Source organism: Pseudoalteromonas sp. Xi13 (assembly GCF_003952205.1).
GTDB classification, from domain to species: domain Bacteria; phylum Pseudomonadota; class Gammaproteobacteria; order Enterobacterales; family Alteromonadaceae; genus Pseudoalteromonas; species Pseudoalteromonas atlantica.
Window position 1 is genome coordinate 147,935 of record NZ_CP034439.1, and the last position, 22,653, is coordinate 170,587.

A 22,653-nucleotide genomic window follows, 5' to 3' on the forward strand; every position below is an offset into this window, starting at 1 on the left:
TAAGGATAGAACAAAATAGATAAATAGCTTAAAGGTTGTGTGGTTTTTTAATTAGTGATTTAACAGCGAGTTTAAATTGTTGCTCTAAGGCTTTTTTTCCACTTAAGCAATGTTGCTTGATTAGCTGCTCATTACTGTGGTTTTGTAATACCATTTGTATCAGCAAGTGGCGATCTTCACTTTTAGTTGCCATTAGGCTGGATGGGGAGTGGTTAAATAAATACCATAGTTTTGGCGCGGTATTAAAGCGATTTATTGTACTAATTGCAGTGTTTATAGGTGGGTTGGGCGAGCTAGATTCATCGATAAATTTACTTATTACCTCACTGACTAACTCACTGTCGAGTTGGCTAAAGTGCGTTAATAAACCATAAAACAAATCACTTTTAAATTGCTGAGCTAGGGTATGTAAGCCCTGCGTGGATGTGTCTAATGCTTTAATAACGAGGGCTGAGTGCTCACCCGTGCTTTTATCTCGCTGATAACCTAGCTTTACAGCACTAAAGCCCTGAGATTGCCAAAAATGTAAAAGCCCTGCTGTAGCCCCAAAACTTGCACCTATATAACTACAGGTGGGGGTTAGCTGATGCTGGCAATGCGCTAGCAATGCTTTACCTACGCCTTGTTGGTGCAGGTTAGGTGCAACAGCGATACGAATAACGCGTGCGCTTTGTTTTGTTAAATAGCTTGGCTGTGCGCTTAATTGCGCGAGCGATTGTGCCATTAAATGCCCTTGTGGGCGGCGCTCACCACTGATTACTTGCTTAGCTAGCTCTGCATCCATACCGCCTTCAACTGCTATTAAACACACACCCACAACATGCATGTCGCATCTACTAATAAACAGCCTTTGCGCTGGGGCATCAAGTAATTGGCGTAAATCGTTAACACTGCTTTGGTAATGGGCAAGTGCTAGCAGTGCAACTATTTGCTGCAGTAAAGGCTCATTGTCAACGAGTTGCTGTTGAGTGACTTCAACGTGCTCAATGCTATTTAAAGCGGGTGGGTATTCGTTATATTGTGCATCTAAAGCAAAGAGTGTGCGTACATGTTGCTCAAGAGGGTCGCCCTTGGCAAAGCGTAAAGGCTCTTCTAAGTTTACAATTTTTGCCGCTTTGTAATTTGCTTTAATATGTTGCGTAAAGCGAATGGTATAGCCTCGGCCATTACCCTCGTAACCTACCAAGGTGCTCGCAAAGACTATACGCGGGTAGTGCTTTAACATGGTTAACAGTAGTGGGACAGGTATTGCGGCGGCTTCATCGACCAGTAATAAATCACATTGCGGCAACTGATTAAGCAGTGCATCGGGCGCCATGTATTGTAAATTAGCTAAATGTTTTTGCTGAGCCTTGTATTCCACCTGTAAGGTTTTAGCTAAATGCTTAAAACAGCTATGGGTGGCCCTAAATTGTGTTGCGCATACAATGATTTTTTTATCATGTAATGCTGCGGCTGCAAGACCTAGCGCTGCTGATTTTCCTCGCCCTCTGTCGGCATTAATAATTAAAGGTCTGTTCGCACGCCCTGTGGCCACCTTAATTATTTGCTCAACGCAGTGTTGCTGCGCCTGATACTCAATTTTATTTGTTACATTGCTTTTGAGCTGCGGCTCTTTAAAGACAGTGTGTTCATCAAAGTGTATGGCGGGTAGGGTTTGTAAAAGGCGAGAAAAACGTAAATTAAAATAGCTTTGCTGATTACTACACCCATAAGACTGCACGCTTTGCAGCGCAGGGTCTTGCCATGAGGCTAGGCGTTGTAAATCAGGCAGTAATAAAAATAAAAGCCCGCCGGCTTTTACGGTGCCGGCTAATGCAGCGAGTTTATCGGGGTAAATGCCACTAAAGCCATCATAAACGGCATGAGGAAACTCTTGCCCAAGTAGTTGATGAGTATGCTCAGGCCAACTGGCATTGGCAAGGCTGCTTGAAAGTAACTTTACATCATCCGAACGGGTTAATGCGCTTAATAGCTCATAGCACCAAGTTGGCTGGCCTGTAATCAGCACTAACTGACGATGCTTTGCGCCAGTTAGTTGCTGCGTTAATTGCTCAACACAGTGCTTATACAGCTTGAAGTCGTGCATATGCGGTTACTAACCATTTGCTACCAAGGTCATCAAAGTTTACTTGCACACGCGATTGCGCGCCGCTGCCTTCGTAATTAAGCACAGTGCCAATACCAAATTTAGCGTGCAGTACACGTTGGCCTAAGTTAAAACCACTTTCTTCAAATACAGCATGGCTTACTGATGCGCTAAAACGCCCCGCAGCAGGCGGTCGTGATACCTGTGTTTTAATACGAATCTCTTCTACGCAATCTTCGGGTATTTCGCGTAAAAATCGCGATGGGCTATGGTACTTTTCTTGGCCGTATAAACGACGGCTTTCGGCATGGCTTATGTAAAGTTTGTCCATGGCACGGGTCATGCCCACGTAACAAAGGCGGCGTTCTTCTTCTAAGCGCCCTGATTCTTCATTACTTTGCTGCGATGGGAACATGCCTTCTTCAACGCCCACCATAAACACAAGTGGAAACTCTAAGCCCTTAGCAGAGTGAAGAGTCATCATTTGCACAGCATCTTCGTGTTCATCGGCTTGGCCTTCACCAGATTCAAGTGAGGTGTAGGCTAAAAAGCCTTGTAATGGTGAGCTAAACTCTTCTTCCTCGGGGAGTTCATACTGATCGCAGGCACTGATAAGCTCTTCTAAGTTTTCTACGCGAGCTCGGCCTTTTTCGCCTTTTTCAGCTTGATACATAGCCATAAGGCCAGAGGTTTGAATAGCGTATTTGGCTTGCTCTTGCAGTGTAAGGTCGCTAATTTTATCTTCTATGTGCTCTACCAACTCTACAAATTTTGTAACAGCGCTTGCCGCACGACCCGATAAATGTTGTTGTTCAACAATTGCTTTAGCGGCGTACCAAAGAGGCAGCGACTCAGCACGCGCACAGTCGCGTATATGGCTAAGTGTTTTATCGCCAATACCGCGCGCTGGGGTGTTAATTACACGCTCAAATGCGGCGTCGTCTTGGCGGTTTCCTACCAATCGTAAGTACGATAGCGCATCTTTAATTTCTTGGCGCTCGAAGAATCGCATACCACCGTAAATACGGTATTTTAAGCCTTCTTGAAGCATGGCTTCCTCGAGTACACGAGATTGCGCGTTACTACGGTATAAAATAGCGGCGTCTTGCAACGCATTACCAGCATTTAACCAGCTGCGTAGCTTGCTGCTTACAAAGCGGGCTTCGTCTAGCTCGTTAAAGGCGGCATAAATTGATATAGGTTCGCCTTCGTTGCCATCGGTCCAAAGGCTTTTACCCATGCGCTCTGAATTATTTTTAATTAGCGCATTAGATGCTTTTAGAATGGTCGCGGTTGAGCGGTAGTTTTGCTCAAGGCGAATAGTTTCGGCGTCAAAATCAGTTAGAAAGCGTTTAATGTTTTCTATTTTAGCGCCACGCCAACCGTAAATACTCTGGTCATCGTCGCCTACAATCATAATGCTTTGTGTATCACCAGCAAGTAGCTTTAGCCATGCGTATTGAATGGTATTGGTATCTTGGAACTCGTCTACCAGCATGTGGGCAAAGCGCTGCTGGTAATGGCGAAGTAGCGTAGGATTATTTTTAAGTACTTCGTAGCTACGTAGCAGTATTTCTGCAAAATCAACTAAACCAGCACGGTCACACGCTTCTTGATACGCGGCATATACACGTAGCATCATTTGCTCGTTTATATCGTAGGCTTGAATATCTTTAGGACGCAGGGCTTCATCTTTTTTAGCGCTGATGTACCAGCCAAATTGTTTGGCGGGCCATTTTTTGTCATCAATATTCATTGATTTTAATAAGCGCTTGATCATTCTAAGTTGATCGTCAGAGTCTAAAATTTGAAAGGCTTCTGGTAGGTTTGCTTCTCGATGGTGAGCGCGCAAAATACGGTGTGATAGACCATGGAATGTACCAATCCACATGCCACCGACAGGGGCTTTTAGGGTTTCTTCAACACGGGTGCGCATTTCTTTAGCGGCTTTATTAGTAAAGGTAACCGCAAAAATACTATAAGGCGATGCTTGCTCAACCTGCATTAACCACGCGATACGATGAACTAAAACACGTGTTTTACCCGAACCAGCACCTGCTAATACCAGCATGTTTTGTAGTGGGGCTGCAACGGCATCGCGTTGTTTGTCATTTAAGCCATCGAGTAATTCAGAAACGTCCATCGTTACGCCTTTTCAATCAATAATGAGGGCAGTATAACAGGTGTTTTTGTTAGGCTAAATAAAATACTGTTTTTATGAACAGCTATTCTAAAAATACTTGTAAAACTAATCGCTTAGTCGCTTTTTTGTACTCTTAAGTAACGATAATTAATAATAAAAATAATCAAATTGACCTATATTTAGTAAAAAATACTAAAGCAGTTATTTAGTAGTAATTTAACTATTTGATTTTTAAGCTTTAATAAATTGGCATAAAGTGTGATAGTAAGTAAATAACTAAAACTTAAAATTAATTAACTACAGAGGTGAGTATGGCTGATCAAGGTTCTGGCGGTAATGTTATTGCAGCGTTGTGTAATATATTTTTTCCTGGTTTAGGGCAATTGGTACAAGGGCGAATTTTAGCCGCTATCTTTTTTGCGCTAGCTATTATAATTAGTTACGCACTTATTTATGTATTAGTAGGCTTCGTACTCGTGCCTATTATTTATTTATGGTCGATTATAGATGCTGCACGTTTTAGATCGCGAAGTTAGCTTTTATGTCACCTATTTAATAGCGCCCATTGGCGCTATTTTGCGTTTTAGGGTCGGTGTTTAAGGCTATTTATGGGTATAATTAGCGTATTAGCGTTTTAAAAGTAAAAATTATGGAATATCAATTTATACGTGACCCTATTAGTGGGCTGCGCATTAAAATAAGCAGCGAGCATGCCCTAATTGGCCGCTGGTTAAACGAAGAAATTGGCAAAGAAAAAGTCGCGATGGTACAAGCACTTATTAGCTCGGTAAAAATAAGTTACGAGCCAATAACGTTAAAAGGCCAAGAGATAGACTTAATACTCTCTAAAGACGAAGCCTTATTTGAAGCCCATGCTCTACACCAAGACAGCGAAGATTTAGTCGCCTATCAAGATGATGACTTAATGCTTGAAGAAAATGGCCTAGTGAGTGGTTGTGGCTTTGAAGATTTTATAGATTTAATAGAGTCGTGGGCTGAGTTTAGTGGCTCGCGTTAAACGTTTAAAAGGCCAACCTAGTTGGCCTTTTTTGTAATATCAATGGTGTAAAGTTATTAGACATTTATAGCGCTCTATTTAGCACCCTAGAATGATTAAATATTTAAGTCGATTGGTATAACTACAGATTATTGATTTTCTATTGATTTAACGCCAGCTAATAATAGCTCCTCTGTTAAACGTACTTTGTAATTAGGGTTTGCGTATTGAAAATACACAACGCTACTTTTATCAATTACAAATACAGCCGGTACAGGTAAAGCGACGTTTACCTTGCCTTGGGCATCAACAAAGTTAACACCGCGCTTATTGCGATAGATAGCGGCTGTTTTATCATCTAAAAAATAAGCTAAACCTAAGGCTTTTGTTAGGGTTAAGCTATCATCTGAAAGCAGTAAATAATTTGGTGAACTTATTTTACTTTGGGCTAGTTTTTCTGGACTATCTGGCGATACTGCAATAATTTGCGCGTTTAAATTAGCGAGTTGCTGCTCAATTTTTTGTATATTAGCCAGTTGCTTTGAGCAATAAGGACACCAACCTCCGCGGTAAATAATAAGCACCGTTGTTTTTTCAGCAAAGCGCTTTTGTAACTCTACATTATTACCATGTTGATCTTTGAGCGTTATATTAGGCACGCTTAAGCCCGGTAATAATGGTGATACTTGCTCAGGGGCTGCAGCAATCCCTTCTGTACTTGCTTGCGCATTCGTTACTAAAAAAGCAGTCATTACAATAGTCGCCAAGGTGTGCAGTAACACTTTACTCATCATTATTTCCTGCCCTGTTTTTATGTGCTGTTTATAATAGATCAAAAATGCACTTTTTATTATTTGCCTGTATCATAAGCGTAATTTAAAAGCTCAAGTGGAAACGATATGTCAGCCAACTTAAATAAGCTAGTAGTAATGCTAGAAATGCAAAATGCCATGAACACTAAAGTTCATGATCAATGGTTTAGCCAAGGCTTTGAGTGGTACAGAGCCATTTGGGTTGAGTGTGCAGAAATGCTAGATCATTACGGTTGGAAGTGGTGGAAAAAACAAACCCCAGACACCGAGCAAGTAATTCTAGAATTGGTTGATATATTTCATTTTGGTTTGTCGTTAAGAATTGACGGAACAACCTCTTACGAAGAGTTAGCTAAGCAGCTAGAACAAGAACTTAGCGCACCACAGGCCGCAGATGACTTTAAACAAACTCTTGAAATATTAGCAGCTTCAGCAGTTGCAAATAAAACCTTTAACGCGGCCGCGTTTGCAGGGTGTATGGCGCAAATAGGGATGGATATTGACGATTTATACCGCGGTTACGTAGGTAAAAACACGTTAAACTTTTTCCGCCAAGATCATGGCTACAAAGATGGCAGCTACATCAAAGTATGGAATGGCCAAGAAGATAACGAGCATTTAGTCGAAGTCGTTAAAAGCCTTGATACCGAACATGCCGACTTTGCAAAGTTAGTATATCAAGGCCTAGTGGCGCGTTACCCGCAACAATAATCTAGCTGCTAGATTATGTTTCTGTAGTCGGTTACGTTTAAGTAATCGGCTATTACATTATGTGGTTGCTGGCTATCTGGGTTGGCCACCGCAAGTAAATGTTCAATGCCGTATTCTCGGGCAGCATTTAAAACTGGCACACTATCATCAACAAACAAAGTGCGCTGCTTATTAAACCCTAAGTCTTTTTGTACTTGATGCCATAAACTTTGCTGCTCTTTACTCACTCCGTATTGATGAGTAGACACCACGCCATCTAAATAATTATCTATCGCGGTATGTTCAAATTTAAGCATGACGTTTTCTGGGTGGGCGTTAGTTAAAAGAATTAGCTCTTTACCTGCTTTTTTTAGCTCAGTTAAAAAGTGGGGTACATCTTCGCGTACTTTTATTAAGTGCTGGGTTTGGCGTTTTAATTCCATTATCGGTAAATTGAGTTGCTCTTGCCAATAATCTAAGCAATACCACTGTATTTGACCACTTACCGCTTGATAGCGTTTGTGCATATCGGCTTTTGCTTCATCAAGGGTAATATTGCGAGTGAGCGCAAGTTGCTCTGGTACAACGTTAAGCCAAAAGTGACTATCGAAATGTAAATCGAGTAATGTTCCGTCCATATCGAGTAAAACGGTATCGATTTTTGACCAATTTAGCATGGGCTTTTCCTTGTGAAAAGTTTATGATTAAGCACAACTGCCATGATAGCAAAATAACGCCAATGACACAGAAAAAGCACCCAACTCCGCCTCAAATTATTAGTAACAATGTAGTTGCTAAAAGCCGTTTATTTACTGTTGAATCGTTAGAGCTTAAGTTTTCTAATGACGAAGAGCGCCAGTATGAGCGCATACGTGGCGGTGGCCGCGGGGCTGTAATGATTGTACCAATAACTGCAGATAACGAAATGCTACTGGTACGTGAGTATTGCGCGGGCACAAACGACTACCAATTAGGCTTTCCTAAAGGCTTGATAGACCCAGGCGAAACACCACAGCAAGCAGCAAACAGAGAGCTTAAAGAAGAAGTGGGTTTTGGTGCTGAATTTTTTGAGCCGCTAAAAGTAGTATCAATGGCGCCAAGTTACTTTAACGCGACCATGCATATTTTATTTGCTAAGCAACTATATCCGCAAACGTTAGAAGGTGATGAGCCCGAACCTTTAGTGGTTGTTAAGTGGCCATTAACAGATTGGCAGTCATTATTAGAGCAAGACGATTTTACCGAAGCTCGCAGTGTTGCCGCTTTGCTATTATTAAATAAGTATTTAGCGTCTGGAGCTGCAAATGAATAAATTACTAGAGCCTTGTATTGAACTTGCACAAAGTGCAGGCGATGCCATTATGGCTATTTATAAAAAAGACGATATTGGCCAGCAAGAAAAATCAGACTCTACGCCTGTTACAAAAGCAGACTTAGCGTCTAACGATGTGCTTGTTGCTGGTTTAAAAGCGCTTGCGCCCGACATCCCTATCATGTCGGAAGAAACGCCTATTCCGGCACTTGCCCAAAGAAAGAACTGGCAGCGATATTGGTTATTAGATCCGATGGATGGCACTGGCGAGTTTATTTTAGAAAGTGGTGACTTTGCCGTTAATATTGCACTTATTGAAAATAACCACCCCGTTTTAGGTGTGATTCATTGGCCAGCAAAAGGGATCACTTACTTTGCTACTGCTAATCAGGGTGCATTTAAACGAGAAAATGGTAGCGACACAAAAATGTCGGTAGCAACACCCGATAACCTAACGTTGGCAGTAAGCCGTAGACAAAAAATTGAAGCGGTCAGTCAGTATTTAAATACGCAGTTTGCCACTATTGCAGTAGGCTCGTGCTCGCTAAAAGCATGTATAGTTGCCGAGGGCAAAGCCGACTGCTTTTTACGAATTGGTCCTACAGGCGAGTGGGACACCGGCGCGTCACAAGTTATTGTAGAAGAGGCGGGCGGGTGTATAACCGATGCAGAATTTAATCCGCTTACTTATAACCAGCGTGAGAGCACTGAAAATCCTGACTTTATTGTAATGGGGCACCCAGATTGGGAGTTTCAAAAAATGATAAGCCCACACCAGAGATAGCTATTTATAGGGCTTGTTGATTGCTTTTTGTTCGGTTGAACACAATTAACTAGTTAAAGCCTTGCAATATAAGTTTATTCCTATATTATAGCGCTCTCTTCGAAACAGGCTCGTTATTAACACGAAACTATTTCAAAGAAATTACAGGCGCGGGATGGAGCAGCCTGGTAGCTCGTCGGGCTCATAACCCGAAGGTCGTCGGTTCAAATCCGGCTCCCGCAACCAATTTTTTTAAAAGCTTGGTTACTGTAAACTCTAACTTAAGAGATTAAATTAAGTAGTCGATTGACTTAAAATATACAGGCGCGGGATGGAGCAGCCTGGTAGCTCGTCGGGCTCATAACCCGAAGGTCGTCGGTTCAAATCCGGCTCCCGCAACCAATTTCCTTTAGGGGTTGGAGGTTACTGTAAAATGTTAGTTAAAGAAAAGCTTGTCGGTCTCAGCTCTTCATTAGCCAGCAAAGGTAGTCGTTTTAAATCCGGCTCCCGCAACCAATTTCCTTTAGGGGTTTGAGGTTACTGTAAAATGTTAGTTAAAGAAAAGCTTGTCGGTCTCAGCTCTTCATTAGCCAGCAAAGGTAGTCGTTTTAAATCCGGCTCCCGCAACCAATTTCCTTTAGGGAGTTGGCAGCCACGTTGTAATGTAAGCAACGCTAAATAAGTATACATATTTCAGGCGCGGGATGGAGCAGCCTGGTAGCTCGTCGGGCTCATAACCCGAAGGTCGTCGGTTCAAATCCGGCTCCCGCAACCACTGAAATACATAAAATGAAACGACACGCTTAAAGCGTGTTTTTTTATGCCTAAAATACAGTGAAATGGATAGCTCGTCGGTCTCAGCTCTGCATAAGCCAGCAAAGGTCGTCGGTTCACCTTTCATAAGCTCTGGCTCCCGCAACCACTGAAATAATAAGTTATATTAAATCGACACGCCAAAAGCGTGTTTTTTTATGCCTGAAATTTATATTTATTTCCCTATAAAGCACTCTTAGATTTATACCTCCAAGTAATATCTATAAATATTATAAACTTCTCTAAAAATACGTTATTACTTAAAACTTTGTATAGTTTATGTTAAAACGGCACAAATAATTTTGGGTTGTTACACATGACTGAACTTTGTCACTGGTTTGATTTAATCGGCATTGCTGTGTTTGCTGTTACAGGTACTTTGGTCGCACACGAAAAGAAAATGGATGGTTTTGGTGTTGTAGTATTAGCAGCGGTAACAGCGATTGGGGGCGGTACGGTTCGCGATCTCATATTAGATGTTCCGGTATTTTGGCTACACGATCAAAGTTTTTTTTATGCTATTTTAGCCGCGGTATTTATTACCACGCGGCTTATTAACAAGCAAAAGTCGATTCCGCACTACACATTACAAATTGCCGATGCATTTGGTTTAGCATTTTTTGCGGTAATGGGCACCCAAAAAGCCTTACTAGCCGGCATGCCAAATATGACCGCGATTATTATGGGTGTAATTACAGGTTGCTTTGGGGGCATGCTCCGTGATGTGCTTGCTCGCGAAATTCCTATGCTGCTAAAAGGCGAGTTATATGCTATTACCTGTATTGCTGGCGGTGTAGTTTACACGCTGGGAATTCACTTTGCGTTCGCGACCGAACTTGCCATGGTAATGGCAATGCTAAGCACCTTATTGCTTCGTATTGCGGCTATTAAATGGCAAATCACAGTACACGTTTTTAAATATTCTGACTAAACTAATTAATTAAACCATTAATTAGGATAAGGAATGTCGCTAGCTCGCATTTATTCTCGTGCCCAAGTGGGTATAAACGCCCCCGAGGTTATTGTAGAAGTACACCTAGGTAATGGTTTACCGGCATTTAATATTGTTGGGCTGCCAGAGGCCTCAGTTAAAGAATCAAAAGACAGGGTGCGTAGCGCCCTAGAAAACTCTCAATTTGGTTTTCCTGATCAACGTATTACTGTAAATTTAGCCCCTGCCGATTTACCTAAAGATGGCGGGCGTTTCGACTTAGCCATTGCCGTAGGTATTTTAGTGGCCTCGGGGCAGGTAGTGTGTCCAGATATACATAAATATGAATTTTACGGTGAGCTTGCCCTTAATGGTGAAGTGCGGGGAGTTAATGCCATTTTGCCTTCTGTACTTGCTGCAAAAGAGCAAAACCGTTGCTGCTTTTTACCTTTTACCAATGATAGCCTCGCAAGTTTGGTGAACGGCGTTAAGCGTAAAGCGGTTAACTCATTACAAGAAGTATGGGGGGATTTATTAAATCAGCAGCCACTACCTTTAAATATTGAATACCCAGATTGCGCCCAGTCTCCCGACTTTTTACTCGATTTAAGTGATGTTAAAGGCCAACCCGGTGCTAAGCGAGTGCTAGAAATAGCCGCCGCTGGAGGCCATAACCTACTTTTTTTAGGCCCACCTGGTACGGGTAAATCTATGCTAGCGCAGCGTATGGCGACGATAATGCCAACCATGTCTGACGATGAGGCAATATCAACGGCTGCACTGTATTCTATTATTGGCCAATCCATTGATCTAAATAATTGGCGCCAACGGCCTTTTCGAAACCCACACCACACTTGCTCGGCAGTCGCTTTAGTTGGTGGCTCTTCAAACCCTAAACCGGGTGAAATTTCACTTGCGCATAACGGGGTGTTATTTTTGGACGAGCTTCCGGAATTTGAACGTAAGGTACTTGATTCGCTGCGTGAACCCATGGAAACCGGCTCGGTGGTTATTTCGCGGGCAGCAAGGCAAATGGAGTTTCCGGCGCAGTTTCAGCTTATAGCCGCACTAAACCCAAGCCCTACAGGGTGTCATAATGATAAGCGAGCAACACCTGACCAAGTGATGCGCTATTTATCGCGCGTATCAGGCCCGTTTATAGACCGTATCGATTTACAAATAGAGCTGCCGCGACTAACAAGTGTTGAGCTACAAAGTACCGAGCCTGAAGAAACCAGCGCCCAAGTAAGAGCCCGAGTAGAGGCAGCCTACAGTGCACAGCTAAAGCGCCAAGGTAAGGTTAATGCACGATTAAATAATAAAGAAATGAATATCCATTGCACTTTAGCCCCTGCTGAGTTGCAGTTTTTAGCACGCGCTAGCGAAAAGCTGTCGTTATCGCCACGCTCGTACCATAGGGTCATTAAAGTGGCGCGTACTATTAGTGATTTAAAAGGTGCAGAGCATATTAGTTTAGAAGAGCTAAAAGAGGCGCTAAACTATCGCGCTTTTGAGCGGTTACTAGCGCAGTTAACTAAATAAACTAAACGCTGCTGGAAATAATACCGAACCGCAATAATGTTTAATTATTTTAAGGTGCTAAGCTCGGTGCTTGCTGCGTTTTTCTGCGTTTAAAATTTTAATGCGCTAAATTGAGAGCATGTAACCTTTGCCGCGCACGGTTACAATGCGTTTTTGGTCTTTTTCATCGTATAGTTTTTTACGCAAACGGCCAATTAAAACATCCACAGTGCGGTCATTCGGGCTCCAATCTGGTTGGCCTATTTCTTCTGATATTTTTTCTCGCGAGGTTGCTTTGCCTGCGTTGCTAATTAAACAAATTAGCACTTTGTGCTCGGCTTCGGTTAAGCGCGATTCAATACCTGATGAGGTAATTAATGTGCGGTTATCGGGGTGGAGCTTAAAGTCGGCGTATTCTATAAACTCTTCGCTTTCATCATCGTCTTGATTAATTGCAATACGTTTATAAAGTGCGCGCATGCGCAGCTCAAGTTCTAATAAATCAACAGGCTTACAAATATAGTCATCAGCACCTTGTGCAAGCCCTGCAATACGATCGGCTTGAGAGTCGCGGCTAGATAAAACAATCACGCCAATATCGGTCAAAGTGTTGAGCTCTTTGGCAAGCTGCAACCCATCACGCTTGGGTAATACAATATCAATAATGGCAAGAGAAATAGCACTGCGCAGGTTTACGCGTTGCCTAACTATGTTTAGGGCATCGGCACCTGTGGGGTCTATTTCTATCGAAAATTCGGTGTCTGTAAAGTGATTTTGGATGCGCTTAACGAGTAGCTCGTCGTCTTCAACCAATAAAACGTTAATTGCCATAGGACTTATTTTTGTATATTTATAGCTCTGTATGGTAGCACCAATCGTTAAATGCTGAGAAGGGGGCGGTGTAACTTTTCGGTAACTTTATGTTTCAGATATAAAAGGCGGCTTACCTAAGGTTGCTGTTTATGTGAGTAAGCTCAGCACATTTAGCTAAAAATGTGCTGAGTGCTGTGTTACTTATTTGAATACATTGCGTCCCACCACTGTGGTTCGCCTTTAAGTTGTTTATCAAAATAAGCAAGCATGGTGTTCCACCAATCAAAGCGTTTATCACGAGCAAAAATTTGATGGTCGGCGCCTTTATATTCAATAAGCTCTACGTCTTTATTTAAAAGCTTTAAGGCGGTATACATGGTTAAGCTTTCGCCAACAGGTACATTGGTATCGCTATCGCCGTGTAACAGTAGTAAAGGGGTCGTAACTTTATCGGCATGAAATACAGGGCTGTGATCGCTATAAAGCGAAGCGTTATTCCACGGAAAGCTATTTTTTGATGCTTCGCCTGAGTATAAATACCCCCACCAACCTTCGCCCCAATACGAGGTTAAGTTTGATATACCCGCATGCGCAATAGATGCACTAAACATGTCTGTTTTGGTGGCAAGTAGCATGGTCATGAAGCCTCCGTATGAGGCGCCTAAATTACCCACTTTTTTGCTATCAACAAAATCGTATTTTTTTAAAAAGGCCTGCGTACCTTGCATTATATCGCTAGCGGTATAATCGCCCCAGGCGTTAACGTGCTGAGCAGAAAATCTTTGCCCAAAACCAGTTGCCCCTGTTGGCTGTAATACATAAACAACATAGCCATTTGCTGCCCACAAGTTAAATGGGTAGCGCCCTGTAAAACCACGGGTAACCGGTGAGGTGCCACCGTAGTAATAGACAAGTGCAGGGTGTTTTTTAGTTTTATCTAAGTTGGTAGGTATGTACACACGCCCTGTAATTTCTACGCCGTCTTTATTTGTAAAGTTAAACTCTTCCAGAGTCGGTATTTGTGTATTAGCGTAGGCAAGCGGCTTAGAGTCCCAGATTAGGTCTGTTTTATTTTTACTTATATTTAAGCGTTTAAGCTGCTGAGGGGTGGATGCTGTGGTACCGCTTAGTAGCACTTGCGGGTTCCTCTCGTGCGAGTAGCTAAATTGCTCAACGATATCTAAACCCGTATTCAGTTTTTTAAAGCGCTGTTTGCTCAAGTCATATAGATACAAAGGTTGGGTATCTTGCTCTGTTACTTTTATAAGCGCATCGCCATTATCAAGCACATGTAATTCACCTATAGCGGGGTCAAACTGCTTACTAAGCGCTTTTACATTCTTACCGTTATCGCTAAGTAAGTATAATTGGCCGTCGTAATTATTAGCTAACATCCCTTTTGGAAGGGCACGGCCTGCGCCATTTTTAAAATCTGGGCCAGCAACAACGTACACATCTTTGTTGGCGTACTTTGCATGGTTAAAGGTTTTAAATTTACCAAAAGACGTTATTTTATTCGATTGTAAGTCAAGTTCCACCAGTTCAGTTTCTGGGTGGGTGGTGGCTTGCATAACCATAACTTGGCGGCTCATTAATACTTTGCCACGATTAGTGTTTGCATCTTCAAAGCTGTGCGAAATAGGCCCTTGGCTAAGCGCTTTGGTTAAGCCGCTGTTGGTGTCTAACATATAGAGCTGACTTACGTTGCGTGCGTATGACCATCTATCTTGAAGGCCTTTGTAGTGCTTAGTTAAGCTGTTGTTGTCTTCGGGGGTTTTAGACCAGCTAAAAATAAGGCTGTTATTATTATAAAAATTAAAGTTACTCGCGCCTTCAAGCTCTCTGGCCAATGTTTTAATGCTGAAGTTTTTACGGTTTAGCTGTTTTAGTTCACTCCCTAACATATAAACTAAAAATTGATTATTGGGGCTCCATACCATATTGCTTGGTTGCTGGCCTTCAAAGCGATACAAGGTTTGATTTTGGCTATTCTTAAGCTCAGTTACCACGTTTGCTTGGTTAGCTGTTTTATTTGAATAGCTGCGCGTGCTGGTAACGTATTGTTTAGCATCGGGCGCTAAAGAAAGTCCATTAATGGTGGGGGCATCAAAAAGCTGCTCGGCTGAAAGTCGCTTAGTTGTAGAGGTGTTAATTGTAATGTTGTCAGTGTCGGCCTTGGGTTCAAAATCGAGAGAAACGTTGTTCCAGTTAGCCACTTGTTGCGCCACTACAATCACACTATGAGAGCCATTAGTTAACGATAAAGAGTATGTGTGGTTATCGCCTTTTTGAAGCTTGGCATCAATAAACAACTGAGCGTTTTCTATCCCTTTTATAGTTAATGTGCCTTGGCTATAGCGGGTTGTTTCAATATTGAACTTAAGCGCTTGTAGGCCACCTAAAGTAAGTGCGTTTACTTTATTAAACGGCTGCCAGCTATGCTTTTTACCAAATACAGACACACTTTGCGTATTACGTTGCAACTGCTCTAATAAGTTATTAATAATGACTTGGCCGTGTGGTGTTTGAAATGGCTTAACTTGCATGTTTTCGCCTAAAGGGCCAATAAACTCGATATTTGATTTATCAAGCGGGGCTGCTATTGCTGTCAAGCTCAAGCTGCCAAGAGCAAAAAAGGTAGCTGCTTGTTTTAGTAATTTATTTTTTGTGGTCCAAGGTGAGCTAATTCTCATATTTGTGCCTATTATTGATAGTTATTTGGCCAAATATAGCATGTATTGTTACCATGCCCATATGTTCAACTCATCGGAGAAAAAGTGACTTTACTGATTGTGTACATGGTTGCTGCCATCGTTATTTCTTTTTTATGCTCTGTAATGGAAGCTGTACTGTTAAGTATTTCGCCCAGCTATGTGGCGCTATTACGCAAAAAACAGCCTGAACTTGCAAAGCAGCTCGAAAAACTAAAAAATAATGTAGATCAACCGCTTGCTGCAATACTAACGCTTAACACAGTGGCCCATACTGCAGGTGCTGCAGGTGTGGGTGCACAAGCCGCTGTGGTTTTTTCAGATGCGGCAGTAGGAATTGCCTCTGCCATAATGACACTTTTAGTATTAGTACTTTCAGAGATTATTCCAAAAACCTTAGGGGCCAATTATTGGCGTGCCTTAACCCCTAGCGTGACCTATTCTTTACGCTTTTTAGTGATATCGCTAAAACCATTTGTGTGGCTTGCTCAAAAGCTTACTAATTTAATGGGGGCCAAGCACGATGAGGCTTTTTATATTCGCCAAGAAATAGAAGCCATGGCAGATATAGGCACCGAAACAGGGGCAATCCATGCCGATGAGTCAGAAATAATCCGCAACCTTTTACATTTTAGGCATGCGAAATTAACCGACTTAATGACGCCGCGCACTGTACTGTATAAAGTACATAAAGGGTTAACGGTCGATCAATACATGAGCGAGCACGGCTCGTCTTCATTTTCGCGCGTGTTAGTATTTGATAAAGACGCCGATGACATAATTGGCTTTGTACATAAAAACGACATTATGTTGGCTTATCACCGCTTAGGTACCGATTATAAAATTAGCAAATTAGTTAAGCCTATTCATACGGTACCCGAAGGGCATAATGTGTCCTCGCTACTACAAACCTTACTTAAACAGCGCACTCACATATGTTTAATTGTTGATGAATACGGTGATGTTCAAGGCATTGTAACCCTAGAGGATATGATAGAAGCCCTAATGGGGCTTGAAATTGTTGATGAGCGCGACCAATCGACCAATATGCGCATGGTTGCCAAGCAGCGCTGGCGCCAGCGTTTAGCAAGCAGCGAGCACATAGTTAGTGAAGATGACGACACGCCCCGAGATAATAAATAATTACGACGGGGTTGAAGGTTAGCGTTTAATTGTGCCCCCCGTCGTATTTACCCAGTTTAGTGCCCACTCTATAAAATCGTCTTTGGCTTTAGGGCAGGTAAACAAAAATCCTTGCATGGCTAAATTAGTGCGGTAGTTTTTTAAGTAGAGTGATTCTTCGGCGCGCTCTACGCCTTCGGCCACAAGGGCTAGTTGCTCTTGGCTGGCAATATCAACCAGTGAGCTGACCACCACTTGCGAAAACTGATCTGTTTCAATATTACTAATAAGTGTACGGTCAATTTTTATTTCAGTAAAAGGCAGGCGCTTAATCTGGTTCATGTTGGTAAAGCCAACCCCAAAGTCATCCAATGATATGCCAAAGCCATGCATTCTTAATCTGTTTAAGGTTTCTAGCTGAGAAAGGCTAGACAGCGCATGTTGCTCGGTAATCTCTAAAATTATATCACTCGGTGATAGCTCATTGAGCTGTAGTATAAGCATCAGCTTGTTGGGGCAGCTTAAATCATCTAATTGTGTGGGAGATAGGTTAAAAGCCAGTTTTAGATGCGCAGCAATGTTTGTACGTATAGCTTTTAAATCGCTGGTGGCTTGCTCAAATAAGCTAAAGGTAATTTGATTAATTAATCCCGATTGCTCCGATAACGAAATAAACCGATTGGGCGAGATAATTTCGCCAGTGTGCGTTTTAACGATGCGCGCTAGCACCTCAATACTTTCTATTTCACTGGTTTGAGAATTTATTTTTGGCTGATAGTAAGGGATTATCTCGTTTAAATTGATTGCCTCATGCAATGCCTTTTCTGAAATAGAGGCATGAGAAAGGTCGTTATGTACTGCTAAATGCTTTGCTTTTTGTAAAACGGTTTTTACTTGGCTAAGTTGCACGGGTTTAGCTAAATTTGCGACTAAATGAATATTGCTATGACGCGCTAAATTGGCAGCTAGGTTAATAACCTTATGATCCATCTCCGAAATTATAACTACTGCGCCTGTAAAATTAAGCTCGCCTAGCTTTCTTATAAACTCCATACCATCCATTTCAGGCATGTTTAAGTCTGTAAATACAATATCGTAAAAGTTTATATCGTCGGTTACATGAGTTAGCGCTTGCTGAGCACTCAGGCATTTTGTAACTTTATTCGAGACTCCTAGCTCATTTAAAATGGCCTCCATAACAATTAAAATCGCCTTTGAGTCATCCACAACTAAAATATTGGGTACCGAAATCGACATGCTCTATCCTTGTAACTGCTTAATATATTAGTACTGTAAAAATAGCGCCTGATCAGCCTTTTGTCAGCCTAGTTTTATATTATTTTTTATCTTCGAAGTGCTTTTGCGCTTATGGTTTAAGGCAATTCGTGTTTTTTAAATTCATCGGTATACTAGCGCCATTGTTTTAACTGGTTTTAGTCATGATAAAAATCGATCTCATGCTTGCAGAGCAACCATTAACGCTAATGGTATCTGGGCATAAAATAGTACAAATATTTCATAATCAACAGGCCATAAGCTTTACAACACCCAAAGAGCATTACGCCGAATTTACTTTAGATAATAAGCAAATAGGGATTGATAGCTCACATGTTCATGAGCAGTCTTTATCGTTATTTGTTGATGGTGTGTTTGCTACTGAACTAGCTTTGCCTGCGCCGGTAAATAGCCAGCCCAAAAAAGGCTTTTTAGGGCTAGCGGCATTGGGCTTTAAATTATTTAAAAGTGCAAAAGTAATTAAGGTGGCGCTGGCAGGTGCATCGGTTGCTGGCTATGCCTGGTTATTTAGTATTGAATTTGCACTTATGCTTATTGCCTGTTTAGTGGTACATGAGTACGGGCACGTTAGGGCCATGAAATACTTTGGCATAAAAACCAAAGGTATTTACTTAATCCCCTTTGTAGGTGGGTTAGCTGTTAGTGACGATAAAATAACAACGCGCTGGCAAGATGTAGTTATATCCCTCATGGGGCCAGCGTTTGGTTTATTTACCTCAGTGCTGGGTGTGGTTTTATATTACGCCACCGAAATGGACATATTTGCCGGCGTTGCAGTACTCAGTGCCTTATTGAATTTGTTTAACCTTTTGCCTATTTTACCGCTTGATGGCGGACATGTGTTAAAAAGTATCAGTTTTTCAATGCGATCTTGGGTCGGTTTAAGTGTGTGCTTATTGGGCGTGCTATTTGGATTATGGCTTAGTTATACATTTGGCTTAATGTTGCTGGTGTTCTTTTTGTTTGTGGGCGCACTGGAAATTGTATTTGAATGGCGCGGTCGACATTACTCGCATTTATTGCCGCTTGATAAATACGGCCAAGGTTTTTCAGCCGCTATGTACGCTATTGTAGTTGCAGGCCATGTGGCAGTAATGATGCACTTTGCAGATTCAGAAAACCCAATACTTAGCCTGCCGATGACGATTTTATCGAGCTAATCGCTATACGCGCAGTATACCTAAATACTGCGCGTTATTAAGGGTTAGTAAAAGCTCAGCACTAGCGATATAAATACCCCCGTTACAAATAACTGCACTACACAAAACCCCATAATGTCTTTCGCTTTTAACCCTGCTATTGCCAGTACAGGTAAAGCCCAAAAGGGTTGAATTAAATTGGTCCACGCATCGCCCCACGCAACAGCCATAGCAACGCGTGATATATCGGCGCCCAGCTCTTGCGCTGCGGGTATAACAATAGGTGCTTGTACTGCCCATTGGCCGCCGCCAGAAGGTACAAACATATTAACGAGTCCTGCACTTATAAAGCTAAAAAATGGCAAGCTATCGGCATCAGCAACAGCTATAAAACCACGCGATATTTGCTGCGCTAAACCGCTGTCGACCATCACAGCCATAATACCTGCGTAAAACGGAAATTGAATGACAATACCTGCGCCGCTAGGAATTGCTTGTTGCAAGCTATTAAGCAAGTTATGGGGTGTTTGGTGCAAGGTAATGGCTAAAAACAAAAACACAGCAATAATGCTGTTTAGGTTTAGGCTACCGCCTGAAAATATAAAGTAATACCCTAAATAGCAAAGGCCAAGTAAACCAATCGAAATGCCAAGCAGCTTTGTGTGTTCTAAATGCTGAGCAGGGCGAGTAATTTTTTCATGTGCGGGCGGGGGCTCTTTTATAAGTGCTGGGTCTACATACACGCTGTTTTTATCACTGGGTAGCATGTAGCGGTTAACCAACGGCATAATAATAAATAAGCCAATTAATATGGCTATGTTAAAACCAGCAAATAGGGTTTGCTCGGTACTAATTATGCCAATGCTATTTTGTGAAAAGTGCCCTTCGGTAGCAATCGTAAGCGGAATTGAGCCTGCTAAGCCGCCATGCCACACCACAAAGCCAGAATAAGCACTGGCAACTAATAGGCGGTAATCGACCTGTGTTTGCCTTGCAATTGCTTTGGCAAATAAAGCCCCAATAACTAAGCCAAACCCCCAATTAAGCCAGCTGGCTAATAGCGAAATAAGCGTGACTAAAATAATCGCTTTTGGCGCTGAATTAGCAAGCGCTGCCAGTTTGTTTAATAACGAATTGATTATGGGCGTGCTTGCTAGCATATAACCTGTAATCAGCACTAACAGCATTTGCATGGCAAAGCTAAGCAGGTTCCAAAAACCACTCCCCCATGCGTTAATAACTTCAATATGTGTTGCGGGGGTAAAAATACTGGCAGAGAGTAAAGTAATTAAGCTCAGCAATATGACAAATATAAAAGGGTCAGGTAAGTAGCGCTCTACTAATTTGGTAAACGGTGTGGCAATTTTATTAAGCATAATGTGTCTGTGTGTTTTTTAGTCTTATTATAATTAATCATGCTCTTAGCACATTAGCAAACCCGCATTTAGTCTTATATTTTAGGGTCTGAGTATCTTATAGGTTGAACAAAATTTAATCCTAAAAGGGTAACAGGCCTTACTTAAAGGCTTAAACGTTGCTTAAAAGCATGGCTTACAGTAACGTACTGTTTATAGATAATTTACTAACAAAGATTTTGTATCATGCCGGTAATATTTAAGAGGCTAGCGCTACTTGTTCGTGCTCATATCGATCAGCTGAGCTGGCAAGCCGTGGTGCTTGCAATACTTGCTCATATGTTAGTGACTTGGGGGCTGCTATTTATTGCAAATGAGCAAGCGCTTACCTCGTTTACGACCTTTTTTTACTACTACACAGTAACTACCTCAACAGTGGGTTACGGCGATTTTAGCCCAACCACCGAGCTGGGGCGTTGGGTTGTGGCTTTAATACAAATTCCGTTTGGTTTAGCTTTATTTGGCGTTCTGTTAGGAAAAACAGGGCAAACAGTGACTTACTTAATTAGGCGCGCTATGACTGGTGATAAAAACTTTGCTCACAGTAACAACCACATTATTATTTTTGGTTGGCACGATACCCGAACAAAAAAGATGATTGATTATATCCTTGCCGATACCAAACGTACCGACCGCCGTATTTTGTTGGCGGTGACCGAGCAAATGGATCACCCATTTTTAACTAACGAAAATGTCGACTTTGCCCGCCTAACAAGTTTTACCGATTTAGAGGAGCTTGAGCGTGTAGCTATAAGCCGTGCCGACAAAGTTATTATTGATGGGCAAGATGACGACCAAACATTTACAACGGCACTGCGTATTAGCCGTTTAGTTAAAGATGAGTGCCATATTAGCGCGCACTTTTTAGATGAAACCAAGGTCGATATGTTGCTTGAGCATTGCCAAAATGTGGAGTGTAGTAGCGCTAAGTCGGCTGAGATTTTAGTACGCTCAATGCAAGACCCAGGCTCGAGTCGAGTACAAGAAGAGCTATTATCTACATTGCACGGCGACACGCAGTTTAGCCTAGCTATTCCAAGTGAATGCGAAGAGATGGAGTTTGGCACTTTATTTCATCATTTTAAGCATGACTATAATGCTATTTTGTTAGGGGTGGCGCATAACTTAAGTGCACAAAATATGGATTTAAATCCGCCACTCGATTACAAGGTAAATGCGGGCGATATCCTGCACTACATTGCCCTTGAGCGTGTGCTAACAAGTGAAGTAGATTGGCAAAGCTTGGCCAAATAACCAAGGCTTAGGTTAAATAATGAATGAAGTAGTATTTTTAATAATTATTTTAAGCGCTTATATATTACCCGTGGTGATAGTGGTTAATAGTAAGCGCACCCAAGGCCACGAAAAAAACGGCTGGTTATTAGGCGTAATTATTTTTTCGTGGCTGGGGCTTTTTATGTATTTTACGATTGTGCCTAAAAGTAGACACAAGAAAAAAAAGGTGAAATAAGCTTTTGAGCTATAAACAATATTTTATAATCACAATCTTATTAATCTCAGTCGGTGTAATAGCTAAAGACATTTTAAGCTTGCCTCTTTTGGGATTATTGAATTCTTTGTCAGGTCTGAGCGGTATAATTGGTGGCGGTTGCGCGCTCTACGCTTTGTTTATTTGGAAAAAACAAATCCACTATAATAAAAAGCTTGAAGCTCTGGAAGCACTTGAAAAGGTACATTCTGTCTGTGCAAGTTTAAGTGCCTCTGGCGAGAGTATTTATGGCTTTTTGTTTATCGACTCAGACACGGAACGAAGAAACTTAAATTATAATCAATTTAAAGAGTCTTACAGCCAGAGAGTTGAGAATCTAAGATTATTAAATGTGGAATTTTTAGTTAAATCTAGGATGCTAGAAACAATAACTAAGGATAAAAAAGTACATACACTAAAAAATAATGTTATCTCGAATGTTAATCAATATATAAAATTTATTCTTCCATATGAAACTCCCCGAGATAAAGCTTGTATTGCTCAATTAAGTAAGCTTGCTTACGATTTGGGTAATAGAAATAATAAAGTATCTGCAGCCTTTAGAAATTATATAAAAGATTCCTTAAATGATTAATT

20 protein-coding genes and 3 tRNA genes are annotated in these 22,653 nt (G+C 41.7%); 15 read left to right on the forward strand and 8 right to left on the reverse strand.

The window, feature by feature from the left end; genetic code table 11:
* Positions 1 to 28 precede the first annotated feature (28 nt).
* Both EJ103_RS00700 and uvrD read right to left on the reverse strand, forming a co-directional pair.
* Positions 29 to 2,089 carry a GNAT family N-acetyltransferase gene (locus EJ103_RS00700; RefSeq protein ID WP_126005495.1) on the reverse strand — a complete coding sequence of 687 codons (2,061 nt, stop codon included), beginning with the start codon at positions 2,087 to 2,089 and terminating at the stop codon, positions 29 to 31.
* Entirely contained in the window at positions 2,067 to 4,232 is a 2,166-nt protein-coding gene (uvrD, locus tag EJ103_RS00705) for a DNA helicase II (RefSeq protein ID WP_054983970.1), read from the reverse strand. Before uvrD ends, EJ103_RS00700 begins: the two co-directional genes overlap by 23 nt.
* 311 nt (positions 4,233 to 4,543) lie before the next feature.
* Between uvrD and EJ103_RS00710 the strand changes: the two genes are divergently transcribed.
* Entirely contained in the window at positions 4,544 to 4,768 is a 225-nt protein-coding gene (locus EJ103_RS00710; protein WP_004588664.1) for a hypothetical protein, read from the forward strand.
* Positions 4,769 to 4,881: 113 nt separating this feature from the next.
* Positions 4,882 to 5,250 (forward strand): YacL family protein, encoded by a 369-nt coding sequence (locus tag EJ103_RS00715; RefSeq protein WP_126005497.1) that lies wholly within the window; start codon positions 4,882 to 4,884, stop codon positions 5,248 to 5,250.
* A gap of 128 nt (positions 5,251 to 5,378) precedes the next feature.
* Here EJ103_RS00715 and EJ103_RS00720 read toward each other — a convergent pair whose 3' ends face one another.
* Entirely contained in the window at positions 5,379 to 6,023 is a 645-nt protein-coding gene (locus EJ103_RS00720) for a peroxiredoxin-like family protein (protein ID WP_241232286.1), read from the reverse strand.
* Between the two features lie 105 nt (positions 6,024 to 6,128).
* Between EJ103_RS00720 and EJ103_RS00725 the strand changes: the two genes are divergently transcribed.
* Positions 6,129 to 6,752: a dUTP diphosphatase gene (locus EJ103_RS00725; RefSeq protein ID WP_004588667.1), complete on the forward strand. Its 624-nt coding sequence runs from the start codon at positions 6,129 to 6,131 to the stop codon at positions 6,750 to 6,752.
* Positions 6,753 to 6,760: 8 nt separating this feature from the next.
* Here the strand turns inward: EJ103_RS00725 and yrfG are convergent, their stop codons facing one another.
* On the reverse strand, positions 6,761 to 7,408 hold the full coding sequence (gene yrfG, locus EJ103_RS00730) for a GMP/IMP nucleotidase (protein WP_004588668.1): 648 nt from the start codon (positions 7,406 to 7,408) through the stop codon (positions 6,761 to 6,763).
* A gap of 62 nt (positions 7,409 to 7,470) precedes the next feature.
* Between yrfG and nudE the strand changes: the two genes are divergently transcribed.
* The 7 genes from nudE to EJ103_RS00765 all read left to right on the forward strand — a co-directional run bounded on the left by nudE (position 7,471) and on the right by EJ103_RS00765 (position 12,092).
* Complete coding sequence (nudE, locus tag EJ103_RS00735; protein ID WP_029772216.1) at positions 7,471 to 8,043, forward strand: ADP compounds hydrolase NudE; 573 nt, start codon at positions 7,471 to 7,473, stop codon at positions 8,041 to 8,043.
* Positions 8,036 to 8,827 carry a 3'(2'),5'-bisphosphate nucleotidase CysQ gene (gene cysQ / locus EJ103_RS00740; protein ID WP_004588670.1) on the forward strand — a complete coding sequence of 264 codons (792 nt, stop codon included), beginning with the start codon at positions 8,036 to 8,038 and terminating at the stop codon, positions 8,825 to 8,827. The genes nudE and cysQ overlap by 8 nt, the downstream gene beginning before the upstream one ends.
* 148 nt (positions 8,828 to 8,975) lie before the next feature.
* A tRNA-Met gene (locus EJ103_RS00745) sits at positions 8,976 to 9,052 on the forward strand.
* Between the two features lie 79 nt (positions 9,053 to 9,131).
* Positions 9,132 to 9,208 (forward strand) — tRNA-Met (locus EJ103_RS00750).
* Positions 9,209 to 9,504: 296 nt separating this feature from the next.
* Positions 9,505 to 9,581: transfer RNA gene (locus EJ103_RS00755), tRNA-Met, on the forward strand.
* Positions 9,582 to 9,935: 354 nt separating this feature from the next.
* Positions 9,936 to 10,550 (forward strand): trimeric intracellular cation channel family protein, encoded by a 615-nt coding sequence (locus EJ103_RS00760; protein WP_126005498.1) that lies wholly within the window; start codon positions 9,936 to 9,938, stop codon positions 10,548 to 10,550.
* A gap of 33 nt (positions 10,551 to 10,583) precedes the next feature.
* On the forward strand, positions 10,584 to 12,092 hold the full coding sequence (locus tag EJ103_RS00765; protein WP_004588672.1) for a YifB family Mg chelatase-like AAA ATPase: 1,509 nt from the start codon (positions 10,584 to 10,586) through the stop codon (positions 12,090 to 12,092).
* 105 nt (positions 12,093 to 12,197) lie between these two features.
* Here the strand turns inward: EJ103_RS00765 and EJ103_RS00770 are convergent, their stop codons facing one another.
* Together EJ103_RS00770 and EJ103_RS00775 are read right to left on the reverse strand one after the other, a co-directional pair.
* Positions 12,198 to 12,902, reverse strand: a complete 705-nt coding sequence (locus EJ103_RS00770) for a response regulator transcription factor (RefSeq protein ID WP_004588673.1) — start codon at positions 12,900 to 12,902, stop codon at positions 12,198 to 12,200.
* Positions 12,903 to 13,081: 179 nt separating this feature from the next.
* Positions 13,082 to 15,577, reverse strand: coding sequence for a S9 family peptidase (locus EJ103_RS00775; RefSeq protein WP_126005500.1), 2,496 nt, complete (start codon positions 15,575 to 15,577; stop codon positions 13,082 to 13,084).
* 84 nt (positions 15,578 to 15,661) lie between these two features.
* Here EJ103_RS00775 and EJ103_RS00780 point away from each other — a divergent pair, with 84 nt between their 5' ends.
* Positions 15,662 to 16,738, forward strand: a complete 1,077-nt coding sequence (locus EJ103_RS00780; RefSeq protein WP_004588675.1) for a hemolysin family protein — start codon at positions 15,662 to 15,664, stop codon at positions 16,736 to 16,738.
* Between the two features lie 18 nt (positions 16,739 to 16,756).
* On the opposite strand, the gene EJ103_RS00785 is transcribed toward EJ103_RS00780, so the two are convergent.
* Entirely contained in the window at positions 16,757 to 17,974 is a 1,218-nt protein-coding gene (locus tag EJ103_RS00785; protein WP_004588676.1) for an EAL domain-containing response regulator, read from the reverse strand.
* A gap of 182 nt (positions 17,975 to 18,156) precedes the next feature.
* Here EJ103_RS00785 and EJ103_RS00790 point away from each other — a divergent pair, with 182 nt between their 5' ends.
* A complete protein-coding gene (locus EJ103_RS00790) occupies positions 18,157 to 19,173 on the forward strand; it encodes a site-2 protease family protein (protein ID WP_126005502.1) in 1,017 nt (338 codons plus the stop codon).
* A gap of 44 nt (positions 19,174 to 19,217) precedes the next feature.
* Here EJ103_RS00790 and EJ103_RS00795 read toward each other — a convergent pair whose 3' ends face one another.
* Positions 19,218 to 20,528, reverse strand: a complete 1,311-nt coding sequence (locus tag EJ103_RS00795) for a TIGR00366 family protein (RefSeq protein ID WP_126005504.1) — start codon at positions 20,526 to 20,528, stop codon at positions 19,218 to 19,220.
* A 225-nt stretch (positions 20,529 to 20,753) separates the two neighbouring features.
* Between EJ103_RS00795 and EJ103_RS00800 the strand changes: the two genes are divergently transcribed.
* From EJ103_RS00800 to EJ103_RS00810, 3 genes are read left to right on the forward strand one after another with little or no spacing between them, the layout of a single operon-like run.
* Positions 20,754 to 21,821 (forward strand): potassium channel family protein, encoded by a 1,068-nt coding sequence (locus tag EJ103_RS00800; RefSeq protein WP_126005506.1) that lies wholly within the window; start codon positions 20,754 to 20,756, stop codon positions 21,819 to 21,821.
* A 19-nt stretch (positions 21,822 to 21,840) separates the two neighbouring features.
* Positions 21,841 to 22,038, forward strand: coding sequence for a hypothetical protein (locus tag EJ103_RS00805; RefSeq protein WP_126005508.1), 198 nt, complete (start codon positions 21,841 to 21,843; stop codon positions 22,036 to 22,038).
* 4 nt (positions 22,039 to 22,042) lie between these two features.
* The gene (locus tag EJ103_RS00810) at positions 22,043 to 22,651 is read left to right on the forward strand and encodes a hypothetical protein (protein ID WP_126005510.1); all 609 of its coding nucleotides are present in this window, start codon (positions 22,043 to 22,045) and stop codon (positions 22,649 to 22,651) included.
* Positions 22,652 to 22,653: the final 2 nt, after the last annotated feature.

Excerpts from the sequence above, each read along its gene's own strand:
- EJ103_RS00700 (WP_126005495.1), bottom strand. The coding sequence starts at position 2,089 with ATGCACGACTTCAAGCTGTATAAGCACTGTGTTGAGCAATTAACGCAG.
- uvrD (WP_054983970.1), bottom strand. The coding sequence starts at position 4,232 with ATGGACGTTTCTGAATTACTCGATGGCTTAAATGACAAACAACGCGAT.
- EJ103_RS00710 (WP_004588664.1), top strand. The coding sequence starts at position 4,544 with ATGGCTGATCAAGGTTCTGGCGGTAATGTTATTGCAGCGTTGTGTAAT.
- EJ103_RS00715 (WP_126005497.1), top strand. The coding sequence starts at position 4,882 with ATGGAATATCAATTTATACGTGACCCTATTAGTGGGCTGCGCATTAAA.
- EJ103_RS00720 (WP_241232286.1), bottom strand. The coding sequence starts at position 6,023 with ATGATGAGTAAAGTGTTACTGCACACCTTGGCGACTATTGTAATGACT.
- EJ103_RS00725 (WP_004588667.1), top strand. The coding sequence starts at position 6,129 with ATGTCAGCCAACTTAAATAAGCTAGTAGTAATGCTAGAAATGCAAAAT.
- yrfG (WP_004588668.1), bottom strand. The coding sequence starts at position 7,408 with ATGCTAAATTGGTCAAAAATCGATACCGTTTTACTCGATATGGACGGA.
- nudE (WP_029772216.1), top strand. The coding sequence starts at position 7,471 with ATGACACAGAAAAAGCACCCAACTCCGCCTCAAATTATTAGTAACAAT.
- cysQ (WP_004588670.1), top strand. The coding sequence starts at position 8,036 with ATGAATAAATTACTAGAGCCTTGTATTGAACTTGCACAAAGTGCAGGC.
- EJ103_RS00760 (WP_126005498.1), top strand. The coding sequence starts at position 9,936 with ATGACTGAACTTTGTCACTGGTTTGATTTAATCGGCATTGCTGTGTTT.
- EJ103_RS00765 (WP_004588672.1), top strand. The coding sequence starts at position 10,584 with ATGTCGCTAGCTCGCATTTATTCTCGTGCCCAAGTGGGTATAAACGCC.
- EJ103_RS00770 (WP_004588673.1), bottom strand. The coding sequence starts at position 12,902 with ATGGCAATTAACGTTTTATTGGTTGAAGACGACGAGCTACTCGTTAAG.
- EJ103_RS00775 (WP_126005500.1), bottom strand. The coding sequence starts at position 15,577 with ATGAGAATTAGCTCACCTTGGACCACAAAAAATAAATTACTAAAACAA.
- EJ103_RS00785 (WP_004588676.1), bottom strand. The coding sequence starts at position 17,974 with ATGTCGATTTCGGTACCCAATATTTTAGTTGTGGATGACTCAAAGGCG.
- EJ103_RS00790 (WP_126005502.1), top strand. The coding sequence starts at position 18,157 with ATGATAAAAATCGATCTCATGCTTGCAGAGCAACCATTAACGCTAATG.
- EJ103_RS00795 (WP_126005504.1), bottom strand. The coding sequence starts at position 20,528 with ATGCTTAATAAAATTGCCACACCGTTTACCAAATTAGTAGAGCGCTAC.
- EJ103_RS00800 (WP_126005506.1), top strand. The coding sequence starts at position 20,754 with ATGCCGGTAATATTTAAGAGGCTAGCGCTACTTGTTCGTGCTCATATC.
- EJ103_RS00805 (WP_126005508.1), top strand. The coding sequence starts at position 21,841 with ATGAATGAAGTAGTATTTTTAATAATTATTTTAAGCGCTTATATATTA.